The sequence below is a fragment of the Chromatiales bacterium 21-64-14 genome (assembly GCA_002255365.1).
Classification (GTDB): domain Bacteria; phylum Pseudomonadota; class Gammaproteobacteria; order 21-64-14; family 21-64-14; genus 21-64-14.
Map to the genome: position 1 here is coordinate 60,408 of NCBI01000006.1, position 18,072 is coordinate 78,479.

The 18,072-nt window shown below is 61.1% G+C and carries 12 protein-coding genes; all 12 read left to right on the forward strand.

Translation table 11 applies throughout. From position 1 onward, the window contains the following. Positions 1 to 19: 19 nt before the first annotated feature. The 12 genes from B7Z66_05265 to B7Z66_05320 all read left to right on the forward strand — a co-directional run bounded on the left by B7Z66_05265 (position 20) and on the right by B7Z66_05320 (position 17,974). Positions 20 to 1,147, forward strand: coding sequence for a flagellar biosynthesis protein FlgI (locus B7Z66_05265; protein ID OYV77324.1), 1,128 nt, complete (start codon positions 20 to 22; stop codon positions 1,145 to 1,147). An 86-nt stretch (positions 1,148 to 1,233) separates the two neighbouring features. Beyond that, positions 1,234 to 2,232: a flagellar rod assembly protein/muramidase FlgJ gene (locus B7Z66_05270; protein ID OYV77254.1), complete on the forward strand. Its 999-nt coding sequence runs from the start codon at positions 1,234 to 1,236 to the stop codon at positions 2,230 to 2,232. A gap of 87 nt (positions 2,233 to 2,319) precedes the next feature. Beyond that, entirely contained in the window at positions 2,320 to 4,242 is a 1,923-nt protein-coding gene (locus tag B7Z66_05275; GenBank protein OYV77255.1) for a flagellar hook-associated protein FlgK, read from the forward strand. 6 nt (positions 4,243 to 4,248) lie between these two features. Beyond that, positions 4,249 to 5,151, forward strand: coding sequence for a flagellar hook-associated protein 3 (locus B7Z66_05280; protein OYV77256.1), 903 nt, complete (start codon positions 4,249 to 4,251; stop codon positions 5,149 to 5,151). A 152-nt stretch (positions 5,152 to 5,303) separates the two neighbouring features. Continuing rightward, the gene (locus tag B7Z66_05285) at positions 5,304 to 11,780 is read left to right on the forward strand and encodes a hypothetical protein (GenBank protein OYV77257.1); all 6,477 of its coding nucleotides are present in this window, start codon (positions 5,304 to 5,306) and stop codon (positions 11,778 to 11,780) included. 217 nt (positions 11,781 to 11,997) lie between these two features. After that, positions 11,998 to 12,834 carry a flagellin gene (locus B7Z66_05290; protein ID OYV77258.1) on the forward strand — a complete coding sequence of 279 codons (837 nt, stop codon included), beginning with the start codon at positions 11,998 to 12,000 and terminating at the stop codon, positions 12,832 to 12,834. Between the two features lie 66 nt (positions 12,835 to 12,900). Next, positions 12,901 to 13,293 carry a hypothetical protein gene (locus tag B7Z66_05295; protein OYV77259.1) on the forward strand — a complete coding sequence of 131 codons (393 nt, stop codon included), beginning with the start codon at positions 12,901 to 12,903 and terminating at the stop codon, positions 13,291 to 13,293. A gap of 53 nt (positions 13,294 to 13,346) precedes the next feature. Then, on the forward strand, positions 13,347 to 14,705 hold the full coding sequence (locus tag B7Z66_05300) for a hypothetical protein (GenBank protein ID OYV77260.1): 1,359 nt from the start codon (positions 13,347 to 13,349) through the stop codon (positions 14,703 to 14,705). A 182-nt stretch (positions 14,706 to 14,887) separates the two neighbouring features. Beyond that, complete coding sequence (locus tag B7Z66_05305; protein ID OYV77261.1) at positions 14,888 to 15,355, forward strand: flagellar export chaperone FliS; 468 nt, start codon at positions 14,888 to 14,890, stop codon at positions 15,353 to 15,355. A 44-nt stretch (positions 15,356 to 15,399) separates the two neighbouring features. Further along, positions 15,400 to 15,693: a hypothetical protein gene (locus B7Z66_05310; protein ID OYV77262.1), complete on the forward strand. Its 294-nt coding sequence runs from the start codon at positions 15,400 to 15,402 to the stop codon at positions 15,691 to 15,693. 46 nt (positions 15,694 to 15,739) lie between these two features. Next, on the forward strand, positions 15,740 to 16,318 hold the full coding sequence (locus tag B7Z66_05315; protein ID OYV77263.1) for a hypothetical protein: 579 nt from the start codon (positions 15,740 to 15,742) through the stop codon (positions 16,316 to 16,318). Positions 16,319 to 16,531: 213 nt separating this feature from the next. After that, entirely contained in the window at positions 16,532 to 17,974 is a 1,443-nt protein-coding gene (locus B7Z66_05320; GenBank protein OYV77264.1) for a sigma-54-dependent Fis family transcriptional regulator, read from the forward strand. Positions 17,975 to 18,072: the final 98 nt, after the last annotated feature.

An 18,072-nucleotide genomic window follows, 5' to 3' on the forward strand; every position in this document is an offset into this window, starting at 1 on the left:
TACGCGCGGCGAGTGGCGCATGCCCGGCACTGGATTCGGGGCACGGGTCGCGGCCGGTGTTTCCCTGCTCATGCTGCTCGTTATGACCGCGGCGCCGGCCTTGGCCGAACGCGTGCAGGACCTCGCGTCGGTGGCCGGTGTACGCAACAACCAGCTGGTCGGCTACGGTCTTGTGGTCGGGCTCGACGGTACTGGAGATCAGACCAGCCAGGCGCCGTTCACGGTCCAGAGCCTGATGAATATGCTGACCCAGTACGGAGTCACGCTTCCGCCCAACGCCAACCCGCAGCTCAAGAACATCGCGGCGGTGTCGGTGAGCGCGGAGCTGCCACCGTTCGCGAAGCCGGGACAGGCGATCGACGTGACGGTCTCATCGATCGGCAACGCTAAGAGCCTGCGCGGCGGTACGTTGTTGATGACACCGTTGCATGGGGCCGACGGACAGGTCTACGCCATCGCTCAGGGCAACCTGCTGGTGGGCGGTTTTGGGGCGTCGGGTAGCAGTGGTTCCAGCGTGACGGTGAACATCCCAAGCGTGGGAAGCATTCCCAACGGCGCGACGGTTGAACGTTCGGTGCCCACATCCTTCGATGCGGGTAACACCGTCCAGTTGAACCTGGATAGCCCGGATTTTACTACCTCGTACCGGGTTGCTGAGGCAATCAACAAGGCGATCGGGGAGGGGACGGCGCAGCCGGTGGACGGCAGCTCGATCCGCGTGAACGCGCCTACAGACGCGGCGCAGCGGGTAGCCTTCGTCTCGATGATCGAAAATATCCAGGTCCACCCCGGAACGGTCCCGGCGCGGGTGATCATTAACGCGCGCACCGGCACCGTGGTTATCGGCAGCGGGGTGATGGTATTGCCGGCGGCGGTGGCGCACGGGAATCTTTCGGTGACCATCTCCGAACAACCCCTGGTGAGCCAGCCCGGACCGCTTTCCAACGGCACCACCCAGGTAGTCCCGCAGACCAGTATCCAGATCACCGAGCAGAAGCGGCGGTTGTTTGTGCTCAAGCCGGGCGTGACGTTGGACGACTTGGTGCGGGCCATCAATAAGGTGGGCGCCACACCCAGCGATCTGGTCGCGATCCTGGAGGCCTTGCACGCGGCGGGTGCGCTGCGGGCCCAACTGATCGTCATTTAATCCTAGTCGATGGACATACGGATGCGTTCTAGGTGCGGTGCCAGAGGTATGGGAGCCAGGCATAACGGTCCACCGGAGCCCGCGTCATGACTGCGCCGATGGTGGATCCTGGGGTCTACCTGGATTTCCAGGGCCTCAACCGATTGAAGGCGGAGGCAGGTCGGGATTCGCCCGGCGCGGTGGCACAGGCCGCGCGCCAGTTCGAAGCGCTGTTTCTCCAAATGATGTTGAAGAGCATGCGCAAGGCCACGGAGGGCCTGGGCCATGGCCTGTTGGATAACGATCAGACCCGCTTCTACCAGGGACTGGCGGATCAGCAACTGGCCCTGTCCATGTCCCGGAATTCCGGGCTGGGCTTGGCGAAGTTGCTGGTGGAACAGCTCGGGGGCCACCACGCCGACAAGGTGCAGCCGGGCGCGGTGTCCGGCGCGGGCATCAGCCTGTTGAGAGCGTCTGTACGGAAGGGGCTACCCCTACATCGGCAACAGCAACGCGCCTTTCCGTTGGGACCTCAGGTACGGACACCGGGGACGGTAGCGACCGACGTGCCCGCGGGAAGTCCCCCCGAGGGAGGCCCCTCCAGTGGCCCGGCTGCCTTCGTACACAAGGTGTGGCCGCTGGCGCAAACCGCGGCGGCGGCCTTGGGGGTCAGCCCAGTGGTGCTGTTGGCGCAGGCGGCGCTCGAGACGGGTTGGGGGAGCGCGGTCATCCACCATCCGAACGGACTCAGTAGCCACAACCTGTTTGGGATCAAGGCCGGTTCCGGTTGGAGTGGCCCCAGCGTGGGAGTTTCCACCGTGGAGTACCAGGACGGAACCGCGGTGCGCCGCGTGGAGCCGTTCCGGGCCTACGGGTCCTATGCCGAAAGCTTTGCGGACTATGTCCATTTGCTCAAGCAGAGCCCACGTTATCAGCAGGCCTTAGCCAGCGGCGGGGATCCGGTGGCCTTTGCCACCGCCCTGCAGGAGGCCGGTTACGCTACCGACCCCAACTATGCCGCCAAACTCCAGGGCGTATTGGGAGGCGCGACCCTGCGGGATGCCCTATCGTCCCTCAAGGAGACCGACGGTCGGCCGTTAATCTGAAGGACGAGCGGAAAACCGTAGGGGCTGCCGTGAAATACCGATTTGACGTCCACCTCTATCGGACGGGACTCCCGGAGGAGTGCTGAAATGGCCGACCTGCTGAGTATCGGGGCCTCCGCGCTCCTCGCGGACCAGACGTTGCTGAATACCGTTAGCCAAAATATAGCTAACGTCAATACGCCGAGCTATTCCCGCCAACGGGTGAATCTGACTCCCCAGCAGGCGCAGTTTACCGGTGCGGGTTACATCGGTAGCGGTGTGCAGGTGAGCGGGGTTCAGCGCGTCTACGATCAATTTCTTAACAATCAGGTGGTGACCAATACTTCCGCACAGAATCAGTTGCAGCAGCTCTACCAGCTGTCGAGCCAAGTGGACAATTTGTTGGGCACGAGCGGTTCAGGTGTCACTACCGCCGTCCAAAACTTCTTCAATTCCGTGCAGGATGTGGCCAATAGCCCCACGTCCACCGCTACCCGGGAGGCCTTGTTGGGTAGCGGCCAATCCGTGGTGCAGACCTTCAATACCCTGAGTGCTCAGCTCACCAGCCTGGACAGCGGCGTCAATCAGAACCTGACGAACGCGGCGTCGAATATTACCAGCCTTGCCCAGGGAATCGCGCAGTTGAACCAGCAGATCGTCAACGCGCAGGCCGCGGGCCAGGGCGTGAGCCCCAACGATCTCCTGGATCAGCGTGATGCCCTGGTAACCCAGCTCGCCCAGCAGGTTGGAGTCACTACCAGCACGGAGAGCAATGGAGCACTGGATGTCTCCATTGGAAGTGGCCAGTCTCTGGTGGTGGGGCTGAAGGCCGCCACCCTCGCCACGGTCAACAACTCTGTGAACCCTTCCCGGAAGGACATCACCCTGACCTTTGGTAGCCAGTCGGTGGTCGTGACCAATCAGATCACTGGGGGGCAGGTGGGCGGCATGCTGCAGTTCCGTACGAACGTGCTGGATCCCGCCCTCAACGGGCTAGGCCGCGTCGCTATCGGATTGGCCGGTACCTTCAACAAGCAGCAGCAACTGGGTATGGACCTAAATGGTCAGCTCGGCGGTAATTTCTTTACCGTGCCCCAGCCACAGGTTTTGCCGAATCCCGGTAATAGCGGATCGATCAGCGTCGGGTTCAGCAATGTCGGCAATCTAACGACTTCAGACTATACGTTGGCTTACAACGGGAGCAGTTACACCCTGACCCGGCTTAGTGACGGGAAGAATATTCCAATGTCCGGCGCCGGGACGTCGACCAACCCGTTCGTTGCCGATGGCTTGAGTATCGTGGTGGGGCCGGGAGCGGCCGCCGGCGATCAGTACCTGATCCAGCCCACGCGCCTGGGCGCCGCCCAGATAGGCATGGCAATTACTGATCCCAGCAAGGTCGCCGCGGCGGCCCCGGTGCAGATCAATGCCGCTACGAATTCCACCGGGACGCCGACCAATGCCGGCTCCGGGAGCTTTACCAACGTCGCTGCGACGACGGCCAGCGGCCTACCCCTGAGCAGCAACGTGACATTTACCTATGATGCCACGGCGAAGGTCTTCAACTATTCAGGCGCTGTGAGTGGGAGTTTCGCCTATGACCCGACGGTCGACAGCGGCAAGACGTTTTCGGCCGGGGGCATTCAGTTCACCGTCACCGGGACTCCGGCCACTGGCGATCAGTTCGTCATGTCCAATAACACCAGCGGGTCCGGTGACAACAGCAACGCGGTGTTGCTGGCGGGCCTGCAGAGTCAGCCGCTCCTCGCATCGGGCACGGCCACCTACTCCGACACCTACGGGCAAGTCGTGGCGAATATCGGCAGCCAGACTCAGCAGGCCAACATTGCCCAGCAGGCGCAGACCGCACTGCTGCAGCAGGCACAACAGGCCCGGGACTCGGTATCCGGGGTGAACCTGGACGAGGAGGCCGCAAACATGATCAAGTTTCAGCAAGCCTATCAAGCGGCTGCGCAGGTCATTTCGGTGTCCAACACCTTGTTTCAGTCCCTCCTCAGCGCGGTGAGGTAATCGGCCATGCGTATCGCCACGATCGACATGTTTCAGCAGGGCACCGCGAGCATCCTGAACCAGCAGACCCTGCTGAGCCAGACGCAGCAGCAACTGGCGACCGGGCAGCAGCTGCTCAGTCCGTCGGACAATCCCGCTGCGGCGGCGCAGGTGCAGAGCCTGGATGTGTCGATCAGTCAGACCAATCAGTATCAAACCAATGCCGATGCTGCGACTGCTAGCCTCAATGTAGAAAACAGTGCTCTGACTTCCGTGGTCAATGGTCTGCAGAGCGCCAGGGACTTGGCCGTGCAGGGTCTGAACGGGACGCAGAGCGCGCAGGCACGCCAGGGCATCGCGACCCAGGTGCAGCAGATCCTTGATCAGGTCGTGAGCGTCGCCAATACTCAGGATGTTAATGGGAAGTACATATTCGCCGGGTACAGCAGCGGCAGTGCACCGGTGAGCGCAACGGGTACCACCTACACCTATACGGGAGACAGTGGCCAGCGACTCGCGCAGATCGGGCCGAGCCGGCAGGTCGCGGTGGGTGATTCCGGTTCCGCGGTGTTCATGAATGTCCCCGCGAGTGGGGGTGGGAAGCAGAGCGTCTTCAAGACCTTGTCGGACCTGATTGCGGGCTTGCAGGCCAACAACCCGAGTCAGAGTTCCCTGACGAATCTGGACAACGCGCTCAATAATGTTCTGACTGTGCAGACAGAGATCGGGTCGCGCCTCAATGCAATTTCCGACCAAAAAAATCTAAATACCAATTTCCTCACCCAAGTAACGACAAACCGGTCGCAACTGGCGGATGTGAACGTCGCCCAGGCTTCAATCCAACTCAATCAGCAGCTTCTGGCCTTGCAGGCGGCTCAACAGAGCTTTGCCAAGATCCAGGGCCTGTCCTTGTTTAATTACCTGCGCTGAGCCACGGCGGGCGCACGACACGCGGCAATGTGGTACGAAGCTTGCATCTTGCATTGAGTCTCATGCGAGCTGCTGCGTGGCTCGCCGTTCTCCTCGGCGAAGGGATGCGACCGTGACGGCAGAACACGGAAATACGAGCCCGGCCGGTCCGAATGCCTGCCGTATACCCGCACGTCAGCCAGCGCCGGTGCCCATGCGCCGCGTGGTCACCGAGTTGCGGCCAGATTGCGCCTGGCCTGGCCGGTGGTCGGAATCCCTTAGTGGCGCTCGCGCCTGTCTCGCGCCAAACACGTGGGTCCCAAACAATGGATGCGGATGAATTGTTGATCGCTTGTGTGGCGGAAGACCGTCGTGATCACCACATCAAGGTCGCGAATCTGGTCGGTACGATCAGGTCTTTCGGCGGGAGTTTAGCGAGCGCTCGAATCGCGGTTAATTACGTCGAGTCTGTCGATTCCGGAATCCGCGCATCGCTCGAGGAAGCGGGTGCCGATGTGAGGGTCGTGCCGCGGTTTGATCCGCGCTGTCCGCATGCCAACAAGCTTCGTATGTTGGAACAGGTGGCAGGTGTGGGCCTGCTCGTCGCCATGGATGTCGATATGGCTGTGGTTAGGGACTTCCGCTCACAACTCCACACGGGTGGGATAAGCGCCAAGATCGTCGATCTTAATCCCTTGAGTGAGACGCAGTGGCACCAGCTTTTTGACTACGCAGGGCTGCCGATGCCCGGGCAGCGATACGTATGTAGTTCCGATGGTGGCGTGGTCCCCCCGTATTTCAATAGTGGCCTGCTTACCATTCCAGTGCAGTGGATATCGTCCCTGCGCGCGAGCTGGGGTGCATACGTGGCATGGCTGCTCGACGCCAGAATGGACCTGCCTTGGCTTGAACAGCACGCGTTCTTTACCGACCAACTGGCACTCGCCCTCGCACTGCAGGCGATCCAGTGCCCGGTAATACCACTGCCGATTGAAATGAACTTCCCAACCCATATACCAGTGGCACCCAACTTCCATCCGGACGATGTAGAGCCATATATAGTTCACTACCATGACCGCGTGAATGCGGACGGAACCTTGGGTCTTACGGCTTACCGTGCACCCAATCTGGGGATCAAGCGGGTAAACGAATCGATTATAGGCAACATAACCCTCGGCGATGCCGGTACAGCATCGGACCGATTCAGTAATTCGGTGTTCTGGGAAAAACATTATCGAGACGCGCCTGATCTCGGTTCCGGGGTCGGATCGCGGGCGCAGTTTGCGCGGTATAAGAGCGTGATTATTGACCAGCTCACGCAGGAAATGGGGCCTGCCAGTGTGTTGGATGTGGGTTGTGGTGATCTCGCATCAGTCGCGGGCCGACCATGGCCCGAATATACCGGAATTGACATAGCAGGATGCGTAATAGAGCGCAATCGAACGGCATTTCCGCATTGGAAGTTTCTCCCCGGCGATTTTCTGGAGTTATCTGAGAGTGCTGACATCGACGCGGATTTGGTGCTGTGCTTTGACGTCCTGATCCATGAGCATGACCCAATCCGATATGAACAAATTGTTGGGAAATTGCTTCGATCGACAGGCCGCTGCCTGATGATCGGAGGGTACGACTCCCCCCCATTGCAACGGTACTCCAGTGGGATTAACGCGTTTCATGAACCGCTGTCGGATACCCTTCGCCGCTACGGCGTGACTCGAATTGTACGGATTGGTGGCTACCGGGGGGTGACCATGCTGCGGGTAGACCTCGACGATGGGTTGGTCACTCCGCAGCGTAGGCGTAGTGAAAAAGACGACGATCGGGGGTTCGCGATATTGCGCAGCGGCACGCGGGATGACACGACGCCGGACCGGCCGCAGGAATCCAGTATTACCTCGGGCGTGGCGAAGGTTTCCTCAGCGCACATGAGTCCGGAACCGGTAGCTGAAGGTGAATCCCCTGAGGTTGGGGATATGCCACAAGCCATCCTCATTGTCGGGATGCATCGCAGTGGAACGTCAGCGCTGGCGCGGGTGTTGAACCTGCACGGTGTCCGTCTCGGATCCCGGATGATCCCCCCTCAGGACGATAATGCGCGCGGGTTCTGGGAGCATCCCGCTGTCATGGCGCTAAATGAACGTGTGTTGGCGTATTTCGGAGGAGCATGGGATCGTCCTGGTCCACTGAGGAATGATGGCCAGAGTCTGGAGGAGTTCACGGCACTGTTGAACGATGCAGCGACATTAGTGGACGGCGAGTTCTCGGCTACGAAGCTTTGGGGCATCAAGGACCCGCGCTTGTGCCGTACGCTCCCGTTTTGGCACCGCGTGCTGGAGCGCGCGCGGACTGAGTCGCGGCACGTTCTTGTCATCCGTAACCCGCTGGAAATCGCTGCCTCCTTGGCGAAGCGAGATGGGTTCTCGCAGACGAGGTCACTTCTGCTCTGGTTCAGATATCTTTTGGACGCCGAGCACGACAGCCGTGGCACCAAGCGCGTCTTTATTACCTACGAGCAATTACTCGGTGATTGGAGAAGCGCGATTCGGCATCTTGCCTCCGGTCTTGGAGTCGTCCTGGATCCGGAGACGGAAACCGTCGCGCGTCGCGTGGAGGCCTTCCTTTCTCCGCAGCTGCGGCATCACCACATGAGGCGACCGCCCACGGTCCAAGACCACGCCCGGTTGGGCCCGCTGGCCGCCGAGTTCTATGATGCCTTACTCGCAGCGTCACACGGTGATGAAAGTGGACTCGCTGACCTGGATCGGTTGCGGTCGGATATTGAACTTCTGGAGCAGGATTTTAACCATAAGAATGCAGCTCCCGAATCCACATCGGGCGCAATACGGAGCATGGTAGAGCCGGAGGCAATCCTTCGCCAGTTGGGCCGGCCGTTACGCGTCGGGATCCTTTCTACCGAGAGGAAGGAATGGGGGTGCGCGCACATTCGTCTAGTCAGCCCATTGGCATCTCTCCAGAAGCAGGTGGAGGTCATCTGGGCGGTCCCTGAAGCGGACGCAACCGCGAGGATCGATTTCGAGCTGCTCGATTCCGCCGATTTGTTTGTTGTCCAAAGGTTCTTCCCATCCGCGGTCAACATGGAGTTGATCCGGCTGTTGTTGTCTTCGGGAAAGCCGGTGATCTACGAGGCCGACGACCTCGTAACGGCGATTCCGGAGGCTAACCCTGGGTACGCCGTGGCAGCGGCAATGCGGCCGTATATTCTGGAAACGGTGACGTCCGTGCATGCGCTGACGGTTTCGACGGAAGAGCTGCGGCGGGCTTTTGCGTCGTACAACAGCAATATTTATATTTTGCCAAACCTGCTGGATGACCGTTTGTGGAATCGGGAGCCGGTCGACGGGAGCGCCGTAGTCGTGATCGGCTATGTCGGCACCTGGACCCACCTGGATGACTTGGAAATCATCGAGCCGGCACTCGAAATCATTGCGAAAATATATGGTAGCCGCGTACGGTTCGAATTCGCTGGCTGCATCTCAGAGCGTCTGAGGGGGCTGCCCAATCTGACGGTGCGAGAGTTTCAGCCGGGCTACGCTGCTTATGCACAGACCCTGCAGGGCCTTGGCGTTGACATCGCGGTGGCGCCGCTTCGTGATACCGCGTTCAACCGGGTAAAGAGCAATATTAAATGGCTGGAATATTCCGCCTGCGGGATCGCGGGTGTCTACTCAGCAGTTCCGCCCTATGTTGCGGACGTGGTGCATGGGGAAACGGGTTTGCTGGCAGGGGAGGATGTGGATGAATGGGTCAATGCGATCGCGAGTTTGGTGGAAAGCCGGGACCGGCGATTGGCGATCGCTGGTAAGGCGCGGGAACGGGTGTTGGCCGACTACACGGCGAGCCGTGGCGCCCGATCCTACCTTCAGGCCTATGTGGACGTGCTTGCTAACTTCCAAACCAGACCAAATCGCATGCCGCAGATATCGGCTGAGTACGAGCTTTGGCGGGAGCGCCGTTCCCACAGGGTAGCGACGAGGTTGGACGGGCTCCGCGATGCGCCCGCCATTCATCTCATCGTCTGCCTCCACGAGGGACAGGAGGCGGCGCTAGCCGATACCGTTGATACGCTCGCCGCGCAGACCTACGGTGGATGGGGCCTTAGTGTTGTCGCGGATTTTCCATGCCGACAGCCGGACTTCGAGGCGCTGCCGATGTGCGAATGGGTAGCGTCCGACGGCGAGTTCCAGGATACGGTAAATCAGCTTGTGGCCACTTCGCAGGCTGATTGGTTGGCGCAGATCGATGTCGGAGACCGCTTCGATGCGTCCTTGCTTGCCAGCTTGGCGCACTACTTGGCTCTGTTCGGCGATTGGCGGGTGGTTTATGTGGATGAAGATGTATGGTTGGCGGACGGGCGCCGTGTCGCCCCTAAATTCAAGCCGGATTTCAACTTAGATTTGCTTCGTTCTACACCCTATGTAGGCGCCCTCTGTTTCGTGCGCAGGGATGTGTTGGTCGCGATCGGAGGATTTTCGGGCGGGGATGGCCTAAGCCGAACGTATGATACCGTGCTGCGAGTGCTGGAACATTCGGGGGAAAAGTCGGTCGGTCATGTGCCAGATTTACTTTTCCACCGCAGTGGCGGCAATGCTGCCGCAGTGGATTTCGCCGCCTCACACGGTGTATGTCGAAGACATCTGGAAGCGCATCTGCAGCGTTGTGGCGTGCACGCGGTTGTTCATCAGGGTCGTGCCGAGGGTACCCAGTTTATCGAGTATCCAGTGGGCGAACACTGCCGCGTGTCTGTGGTGATCCCCACCGATGGACGTTTGCGGTTTCTTGAGCCATGTATCCGGACGGTACTTTCCAACACGGAGTACCCGGACCTCGAAGTCGTCGTGGTGACCGGAACGGAACAGGATCCTAGCCTGGGCCAGTGCCTGTACGAACTAATGGCTTGCGACAACCGGGTGCGTGTGGTTTCGAGCGGCGGAGAAAATGGGGTTACGGCGGCTCTGGACGCGGGGGTCCGGGAGGCGTCAGGAGAATATGTGCTGCTGTTGCACGACGACACATTGATAGTCCAGAAGGACTGGTTGAGCCGGATGGTATCCCTCGCCAAGCGCGACGACGTTGGTGTCGTAGGGGTAAGGCTGGTGTTCCCTGACCAGCGGATACAGAACTCGGGGATCATCCTGGGCGGCGGCCCCTGGGGCGTTGCGGAGTGCCGGGATGTTGGGAAAACGCTGACGGACCCAGGGTACCTGGGGCGTCTTGCCTGCGTCCAGGACCTTTCCGCGGTTAGCGGGGCTTGTCTGATGATCCGCGCTGAACTGTACCGACAGGTCATGGCGACCGAGATGGCGGCGGCGGGACATTTCTGGGATGTGGCCTTGTGTCTGCGAGTGGGTAGGTTGGGGTACAAGGTGGTGTGGACCCCGTACGTGACGGTGGTCCACCATCATACATCCGTGCGTGAGGCGTGTGATGCTGATCGGCACGGGATCGAGCGGGACGCGGCGCGGATGCGGGCACAGTGGCTGGGACGACTTGCGAGTGACCCGGCCTATAACCGCAATCTTTCGCTCACGGGTGGGGGTTGGCGCCCGGATGTAAACCTTTTTTGTCCGTGGGATCCGGCACTCCGTGAGGACCACCGGATCGTCGGGGTCGGGGCCGGCTCCTACGGATCCTGGCGCTATCGCCTCGCGGATCCCCTGGCGGGCCTCGAGGGCGCAGGGCGTGCCCGCCCGATGGTCGTCGAGTATTACAGTGAGACAGCGCCCATGCCTACGGTGACGGAGCTCGCGCGGTTAGGGCCCGATACCCTCTTCATGCACAACGCTGTTCACGATTCGCAGATTGCCCTCATCAAGGAGTACAGGGAACTCCGCCAGGGATTCGTGGTGTTCGGGCAGGACGACCTGATGTTCGAGCTTCCCGGGAAAAATCCCTTCCAGAAAACCGTGTTCAAGGACATCAAGCGCCGGCTGCGGACCTGTATTGGTTTGGCGGACCGCTTGGTCGTGACGACGGAACCGTTGGCAGAGGCCTACCGGGAGTGGGCCCAGGATGTGCGGATCGTGCCGAACTATCTCGAACGCTCGGTCTGGGGCGCACTTCGGTCAGAACGCCGGACCGCGCGGCGACCCCGGGTTGGCTGGGCGGGGGCAATGCAGCACGGTGGGGATCTGGAGCTCCTGATCGAGGTAGTGAAAGAAACCGCGGGTGAATTGGATTGGGTGTTCTTTGGGATGTGTCTGGAGGAACTGCGGCCATTGGCGGCAGAACTGTGCCCGGCGGTGGCTTTTGACGACTATCCCAAGGTGCTGGCACGGCTGAACCTGGACTTGGCTGTCGCTCCTCTGGCGCGCAACCGTTTCAACGAGGCCAAGAGCAATCTACGGATCTTGGAGTACGGGGCGTTGGGGTGGCCGGTGGTGTGCAGCGATATCCAACCCTACCGGGATGCGCCGGTATGTCGCGTGCCTAACAACTCGCGGGCGTGGATCGAGGCGATCCGGGAGCGCGCCCACGACCTGGACGCGGCGGCGGTGGAGGGAGACCGGTTGCGGGACTGGGTCCTGAGGGATTGGATGCTTGAGGATCACCTGGAGCAATGGCTGGAGGCGCTGGTTTGTCCCGGGGCGGCGGTGGGCGGGGCGGACATTCAGGCACACGGAGGTGGCTGAAGGGGGACTCAGGCAGCGCTGGGGCGCCCTTTCCAGGAGGCGTGCTTTCCGCGCCGGATTATTGTCATCCCACCTCAAGTTTTGTCCGATGCGATCCGATACAGGGACCGGGAGCGGTGAATGCGCAGGCGATGCGCCCACGCATATCCGCTAAGAATGATTCCCCGGGTAACCTTATATAAATAATGGTTATTCGTGGTTTGCGAGGGTTCCGACCATGGCACTAGTCATCAACACCAACATGAATTCTCTGGTTGCACAGAACAACCTGAGCAAGTCCCAAGATGCCCTGTCTCAGGCCATCCAACGCCTCTCCTCTGGACTGCGGATCAACAGTGCCAAGGACGACGCAGCTGGATTCTTCACTTCCCAGCTGATGACGCAGGACATCAACGGCATGAATCAGGCGGTGCGCAACGCCAACGACGGCGTATCTCTGGCCCAGACCGCCGGGGGCGCGATGACCCAGATCAGCAGCGACCTGCAGCGTATCAACCAGCTCGCGGTGCAATCGGCCAACGGTACCGTCCAGAACCGTACCGGCCTCCAGGCCGAGGTGGATCAGTTGACCCAGGATATCTCGCAGATCGTTCAGACCACCAGCTTCACCGGCGTCAATATGCTGGCTGGGACCAGCGGCACCATCACCTTCCAGGTCGGAGCGCAGGGCAGTGCCTCCGATCAGATCTCGGTGACCGGGCTCAATCTCACCACGCTGAAGTCCTATGCCGCCGGGCTGACTGCCACCGGCACCGTCGATGTTAGCACCCAGGCGGCGGCCTCCGCGGCGATCGCCAACGTCCAGGCGGATATCCAGACCGTGGCGGCCGACAGTGCCACCTTCGGCGCGGTGGAGAACCGGTTCAGTGCGGTGATCAATAACCTGACGAATACGGCGCAGAACCTTACCGCGGCCCGTAGCCGTATCGTGGATGCGAACTTCGCGCAGGAAACCGCGAATCTATCACGGGCCCAGATCCTGCAGCAGGCCGGTGTGGCGGTGCTCCAACAGGCCAACACGAGTCCCAATATCGCGTTGACGCTGTTACGGTAACGGTAGCATTGGACAGCGTACGGGGCAGGATGCCCCGTACGCCGTTTCTAAGATTCAGGCGATCATATGAGCGTCATGCCAATTGATCTGAACCCAAACCCCCCAGTGGGACCGGTCCAGGGACAGGGCGGGCCGCCGGTCGGTAGTGCCCCAGTACCCGCGGGCGCTGTCCTTCCAGGCACTTCGAATCCATTGCCAGTGGGTACACCAATAGGCGCGGGCGTGTCTCCCATATCGGAGGCCGCGGTTAACGCCGCGGTCCGTCAGTTGAACCAGAGTGTACAGGCCACCAGCAGCGAGCTGCAGTTCTCCGTCGATAAACAGACTGACCGTATCGTGGTCAAGGTGATTGATATGAAGACCAACCAGGTGATCCGGCAGATTCCATCGCAGGATATTCTGTCGTTGGACCACCGGATGCAACAACTGGCCGGCATCCTGTTGCGCGCGCGTGCCTAGCTGCGCGCATTGCTCTTGCCCGCTTATGATTTGCAGGTTAGCCGAGGTGTGCCATGACGATTAGCAGCAGCAATCTTTCCCCCACCCTGAGCGCCCCCGGGATCGGGACGGGGCTCGACGTCTCCAGCATCGTCAGTCAGCTGATGGCGGTTGCGAGCCAACCCATGCAGGCGCTACAAGCGCAGCAGTCGGGCATCCAGGCTGAAGTGAGCGGCCTCGGACAGTTGTCGAGTTCGCTGTCCACGTTTCAGACTGCGCTCCAAGGGCTTACCCTGGACCAATTTCAGGCCCATACCGCGACCTCGGCGGATACCACCAAGTTTACTGCCAGCGCCGATGGGACCGCGGTCGTCGGATCTTACCAAATTGGGGTCACCAGCCTGGCGCAGGCGCAGCAGATGGCCTCCGCGGCGTTTGCGGATTCCACGACCACGACGGTCGGGAATCCCGGCGACACCATGACGATCCAGGTCGGCAGCAGCAGCTCCAACGCATTCACGGTAGCGATCGGCGGGCAGACCCTTACCGGTATCGCCGACGCTATCAACAACGCTACAAACAACACGGGTGCTACCGCCTCGATACTCCACACGGACGCGGGTTACCAGCTCGTGCTCTCGTCGAATCAGACGGGGACAGCCAACGCCTTGACGCTGTCGTTCGCGAACAGCAGTGGCACCGCGATCACGGACCCCCTCTCTCTGGCTACGACCCAGGCGGCCGCGGACGCGGTGATTCAGGTCAATGGACAACAGGCTACCCGGTCCTCTAATACGATCTCCGATGTGATCCAGGGGGTCACGCTGAATCTGGTCGGGACCAGTGCCACCGGCGTCACTACCGCGCTGACGGTGGGCCAGGACCCCACGACGGTTACCAAGTCCATTCAGAGTTTCGTGGACGCCTACAACGCGCTCCAAACATCGCTCGGGTCTTTGCAGACCGGGAGCCTTTCCGGAGATGGAACCGTTTCCATGGTCAAGTCCCAGTTGCTCGGGGTCATCAACACCCCGGCGACCGGCGTGAGCAACACCTACTCGTATCTCGCGGAAATCGGCGTGTCGATCCAGAAGGACGGCACGATGGGGATCGACACCACCCAGTTGAACACCGCCCTCAGCACCGATCCGCAGGGCGTGGCCCGGGTGTTCGCGGACAGTACCCAGGGGTTTGCGACGCGCCTGGCTGCGCTGGCCGGCCAATTGACCGGGCCCAACGGTATGGTGGCGAGCCAGACCCAGGGTCTGAATAGCAGCATCAGCATGCTCCAGGATCAGATCGACAATCAGCAGCAGATGCTGAATGCTCAGCAGACAGCGCTAATGGCTCAATATTCGTCGCTGGATGCGCTGCTCGGTACGATGCAGACTACTAGTAGTTTTCTGAGCCAGCAGCTATCTACGTTGCGATGAAGACCACGGGCGGTTTTCTGACACAGCAGCTAGCGGCGCTGCCCGGGCTATGTATGGTGCTTGGCAGTAGTGGTGCGGGAGTAATCCGGCCGGTGGACATGATAGAGATCGACATCGACATCGACATCGGGGCAGCAGCGTCTGTACGACGTTGGTTTCAACCATAGGATGGAGTCGTAGACATGGGCTACAAGAACCTGCACGGCGCTCTCAAGCAGTATAGCCAGACCGCGATGGAATCGGGGATCGAGAGTGCCAGCCCGCACCGGTTGGTACAGATGCTCATGGAGGGCGCGCTGGATAAGATTGCTTCCGCGAAAGGATCCATGGCACGCCGTGCCTTCGAGGCCAAGGGGCATCAGATCAACTGGGCCATCTCCATCATCAACGGGCTACGCATGAGTCTCGACAAGGACGGCGGGGGTGAATTGGTGGAGAACCTGGATAGCCTGTATGACTATATGGTCCGTCGGCTGATGTCGGCCCATGTGGAAAACAATCCCGCGATGCTGGATGAAGTGGCCTCCCTGCTGCGTGAGATCAAGTCGGCGTGGGATGCAATCCCCGACGAGATCAAGAATGCGCCGCGTGCGGCGCCGGAGACGATCGAGCGTGAGGCCGCAAAGCCGGCCGCGGCGACGGGGCGCTAAACGTGAACCAAGCACCTGAGTTGGCAACCCCGGAAGCCGACGCCTTGGGTGACATCCTGTCCTTGTCCCGTGCGATGGTGGCAGCGGCCGAACAAGGGGACTGGGAGGCGGTTACGGCCCAGGAGCAGGACCGGCGCGGGCGGATCAAACGCTACTTTTCCCAAGCCCCGGTCGTGGCCGCGTCGGCCGGACTGACCGAGGCAGTCCATACCCTTGTGGCCCTGGATCAGCGGGTGATCGAACTGGGCAAGGCGCGTCGCAATCAGATCGTGGATACACTCCGCGGCTTGGGTCAGGGCAGCCGCGCGGTTCGAGCCTATCGGCAGGCCGGGCGTTGATAGGCGCGCTCTGTTCCCGCAATACCGGATCGGGTATCTTGCCCTCATGGCTCCCTCATCGTCCCAGGACCCCTTCTTCGAAGGGCTGAGCTACCAGGACTTCCTGCCCCTGGCGTGGCGGCCCATGCCGACCACATTGACGGCGGCGGAATCGGTACGCCTCAACCGGGACAACGAGACGGTGTTGCGGGTGGCGGCTGCCCTGGACGATTTCCGGCCCGATACCAGCGATGAGTCGGGGGTGGGCTCTGAGCTCGGCCACCTGGATTTCAAACTGAACGTGTTGCTGGATCTGGTCGGCCACTTGGTCACCCGGGACCAGCCGCTGCCGGCGCAGACGCCGATCCGGCTGAGTGCCCGTGGCCTGGAGTGGACCGCATCTGAATTGCCTGCCGCGGCAGCGCCGGTGGTGGTGAGTCTCCACCTGCAGCCTTCCTATCCCAGGCCACTGGAACTGCCGGCACGGGTGGTCTTCGTGGCGACGGCCCCCGACGGGGGCCGTCGGGTCCAGGTGCTCTTCGAGGGTCTCAGCGAGGCGGTGGCGGATGGGCTGGAACGCCTGATTTTCCGCAACCACCGCCGTCAGATCGCCCAGAGCCGGTCCGCCCCCCGCGCCGACGACTGAGTCTCGCGCCTCCCGGCCTGCCGGCAGCGGTGGTGCCTCCGGGTAGACAAAATTTTGACATCCACCCCCCTTCGTGCTTATGTTATTGGGTCATGAGGGCGGCCCCGGTGGGGGCGGCACCCGGAAAACAATAACAATCTCTACAATAGAATGGCGCAGGGCAGGAGGGACCCACGGGCCCCGACTGGCCCCCGCCGACAGGGTATCCCAGACATGGCGGAGCAGAAGGTACTCATCCTCGACAAGGACCCGGAGCGCGCCGCGCGCTTCCAGACAGTGTTGGAGTTCATGGACTACGAACCCGTCTTCGTAGCCGAGTGCCGTGGACGGCTGAAGGAGAAGCTGGGCGAATCGGGACCGTACTTGGCCGCGTTTATCGGTGAGTGTGACCCGGAGAAGGAATTGCGGGTGCGTCTGAAGGAACTCGCCGACTTCGATCCCAACATTCCAACTTTCTTGCTGGGGAACGCCGAGTCGGTGTCGATCGCTAGCAGCAACGGCAACGGTGCCGCCCGGATTCTCGGCAGCATTGAAGTCCCGATCAAGTACGCCCAACTTACCAATGCCCTGCACCAGGCCCAGATCTACCGCGAGAACCAGTCTGGCCAGGAACAGCGCCGGCCAGTGGAGCTGTTCCGCAGCCTCGTGGGAAACAGCCGTAGCGTGCAGTCCGTACGCAAGCTGATTCAGCAGGTGGCGGAAACCGAGGCCACTGTGCTTATTCTCGGAGAATCCGGGACCGGCAAGGAAGTGGTGGCGCGCAATATCCACTACTATTCCACGCGCCGGGATCGGCCGTTCGTGCCGATCAATTGTGGCGCGATTCCCCCGGATCTCCTGGAGTCGGAGTTGTTCGGCCATGAGAAGGGGGCGTTTACCGGTGCGATCAGCGCGCGCCAGGGCCGTTTCGAACTAGCCGAGGGCGGGACGCTGTTTCTCGACGAGATCGGCGACATGCCCATGGCCATGCAAGTGAAGCTGCTGCGGGTCCTGCAGGAGAAGAATTTCGAGCGGGTGGGCAGCAACAAGACCATTGGTACGGATGTCCGGATTATCGCGGCGACCCACCGCAACCTCGAGGAGGCGATCGAGAGCCAGCGCTTCCGCGAAGATCTCTACTACCGGCTCAATGTATTTCCCATCGAGATGCCGCCGCTGCGCGAGCGCATCGAGGATATTCCGCTACTGGTTAATGAACTCATCACCCGCATCGAGCACGAGAAGCGCGGCTCGGTGCGCCTGACTTCGGCGGGAGTCCTGTGTCTGTGCCAGTACGCTTGGCCGGGGAATGTGCGTGAGTTGGCCAATTTGATCGAACGTCTCGCCATCCTCTACCCCTTCGGAGTGGTGGACGTGAACGAATTGCCGGAGAAGTTCCGGCAGGACGATGGTGCCGGCCCGGTGCAGAGCAGCGTGGAGCCGTTCCTCGCCGCGTCCCTGACACAGGTCATGACCGAGCCGCGCCTGCCGCGGGAGGGGATCGACCTCAAGGAACACCTGAGTCACTTGGAGGTCAGTTTCATCAAGCAGGCCTTGGACGATGCCGACGGCGTGGTCGCCCACGCCGCTAAACGGTTGGGGATGCGCCGCACGACCCTCGTCGAGAAACTGCGCAAATACGGATTACAGCGCAGCGACGAGATGCCGAGTTTTTGACTACCCTGGACCAGGGCATTCCTAATTACCTGATTTTATAAGCCTTGCTATTGCGGCATGGTTCTTGCTGTCTTGTGACGGCAGGGGCCGGTTTGTTT

Bases quoted from the DNA above. Each gene is read 5' to 3' on its own strand.
- B7Z66_05265 (OYV77324.1), top strand. From the start codon at position 20: ATGCCCGGCACTGGATTCGGGGCACGGGTCGCGGCCGGTGTTTCCCTG.
- B7Z66_05270 (OYV77254.1), top strand. From the start codon at position 1,234: ATGACTGCGCCGATGGTGGATCCTGGGGTCTACCTGGATTTCCAGGGC.
- B7Z66_05275 (OYV77255.1), top strand. From the start codon at position 2,320: ATGGCCGACCTGCTGAGTATCGGGGCCTCCGCGCTCCTCGCGGACCAG.
- B7Z66_05280 (OYV77256.1), top strand. From the start codon at position 4,249: ATGCGTATCGCCACGATCGACATGTTTCAGCAGGGCACCGCGAGCATC.
- B7Z66_05285 (OYV77257.1), top strand. From the start codon at position 5,304: ATGCCTGCCGTATACCCGCACGTCAGCCAGCGCCGGTGCCCATGCGCC.
- B7Z66_05290 (OYV77258.1), top strand. From the start codon at position 11,998: ATGGCACTAGTCATCAACACCAACATGAATTCTCTGGTTGCACAGAAC.
- B7Z66_05295 (OYV77259.1), top strand. From the start codon at position 12,901: ATGAGCGTCATGCCAATTGATCTGAACCCAAACCCCCCAGTGGGACCG.
- B7Z66_05300 (OYV77260.1), top strand. From the start codon at position 13,347: ATGACGATTAGCAGCAGCAATCTTTCCCCCACCCTGAGCGCCCCCGGG.
- B7Z66_05305 (OYV77261.1), top strand. From the start codon at position 14,888: ATGGGCTACAAGAACCTGCACGGCGCTCTCAAGCAGTATAGCCAGACC.
- B7Z66_05315 (OYV77263.1), top strand. From the start codon at position 15,740: ATGGCTCCCTCATCGTCCCAGGACCCCTTCTTCGAAGGGCTGAGCTAC.
- B7Z66_05320 (OYV77264.1), top strand. From the start codon at position 16,532: ATGGCGGAGCAGAAGGTACTCATCCTCGACAAGGACCCGGAGCGCGCC.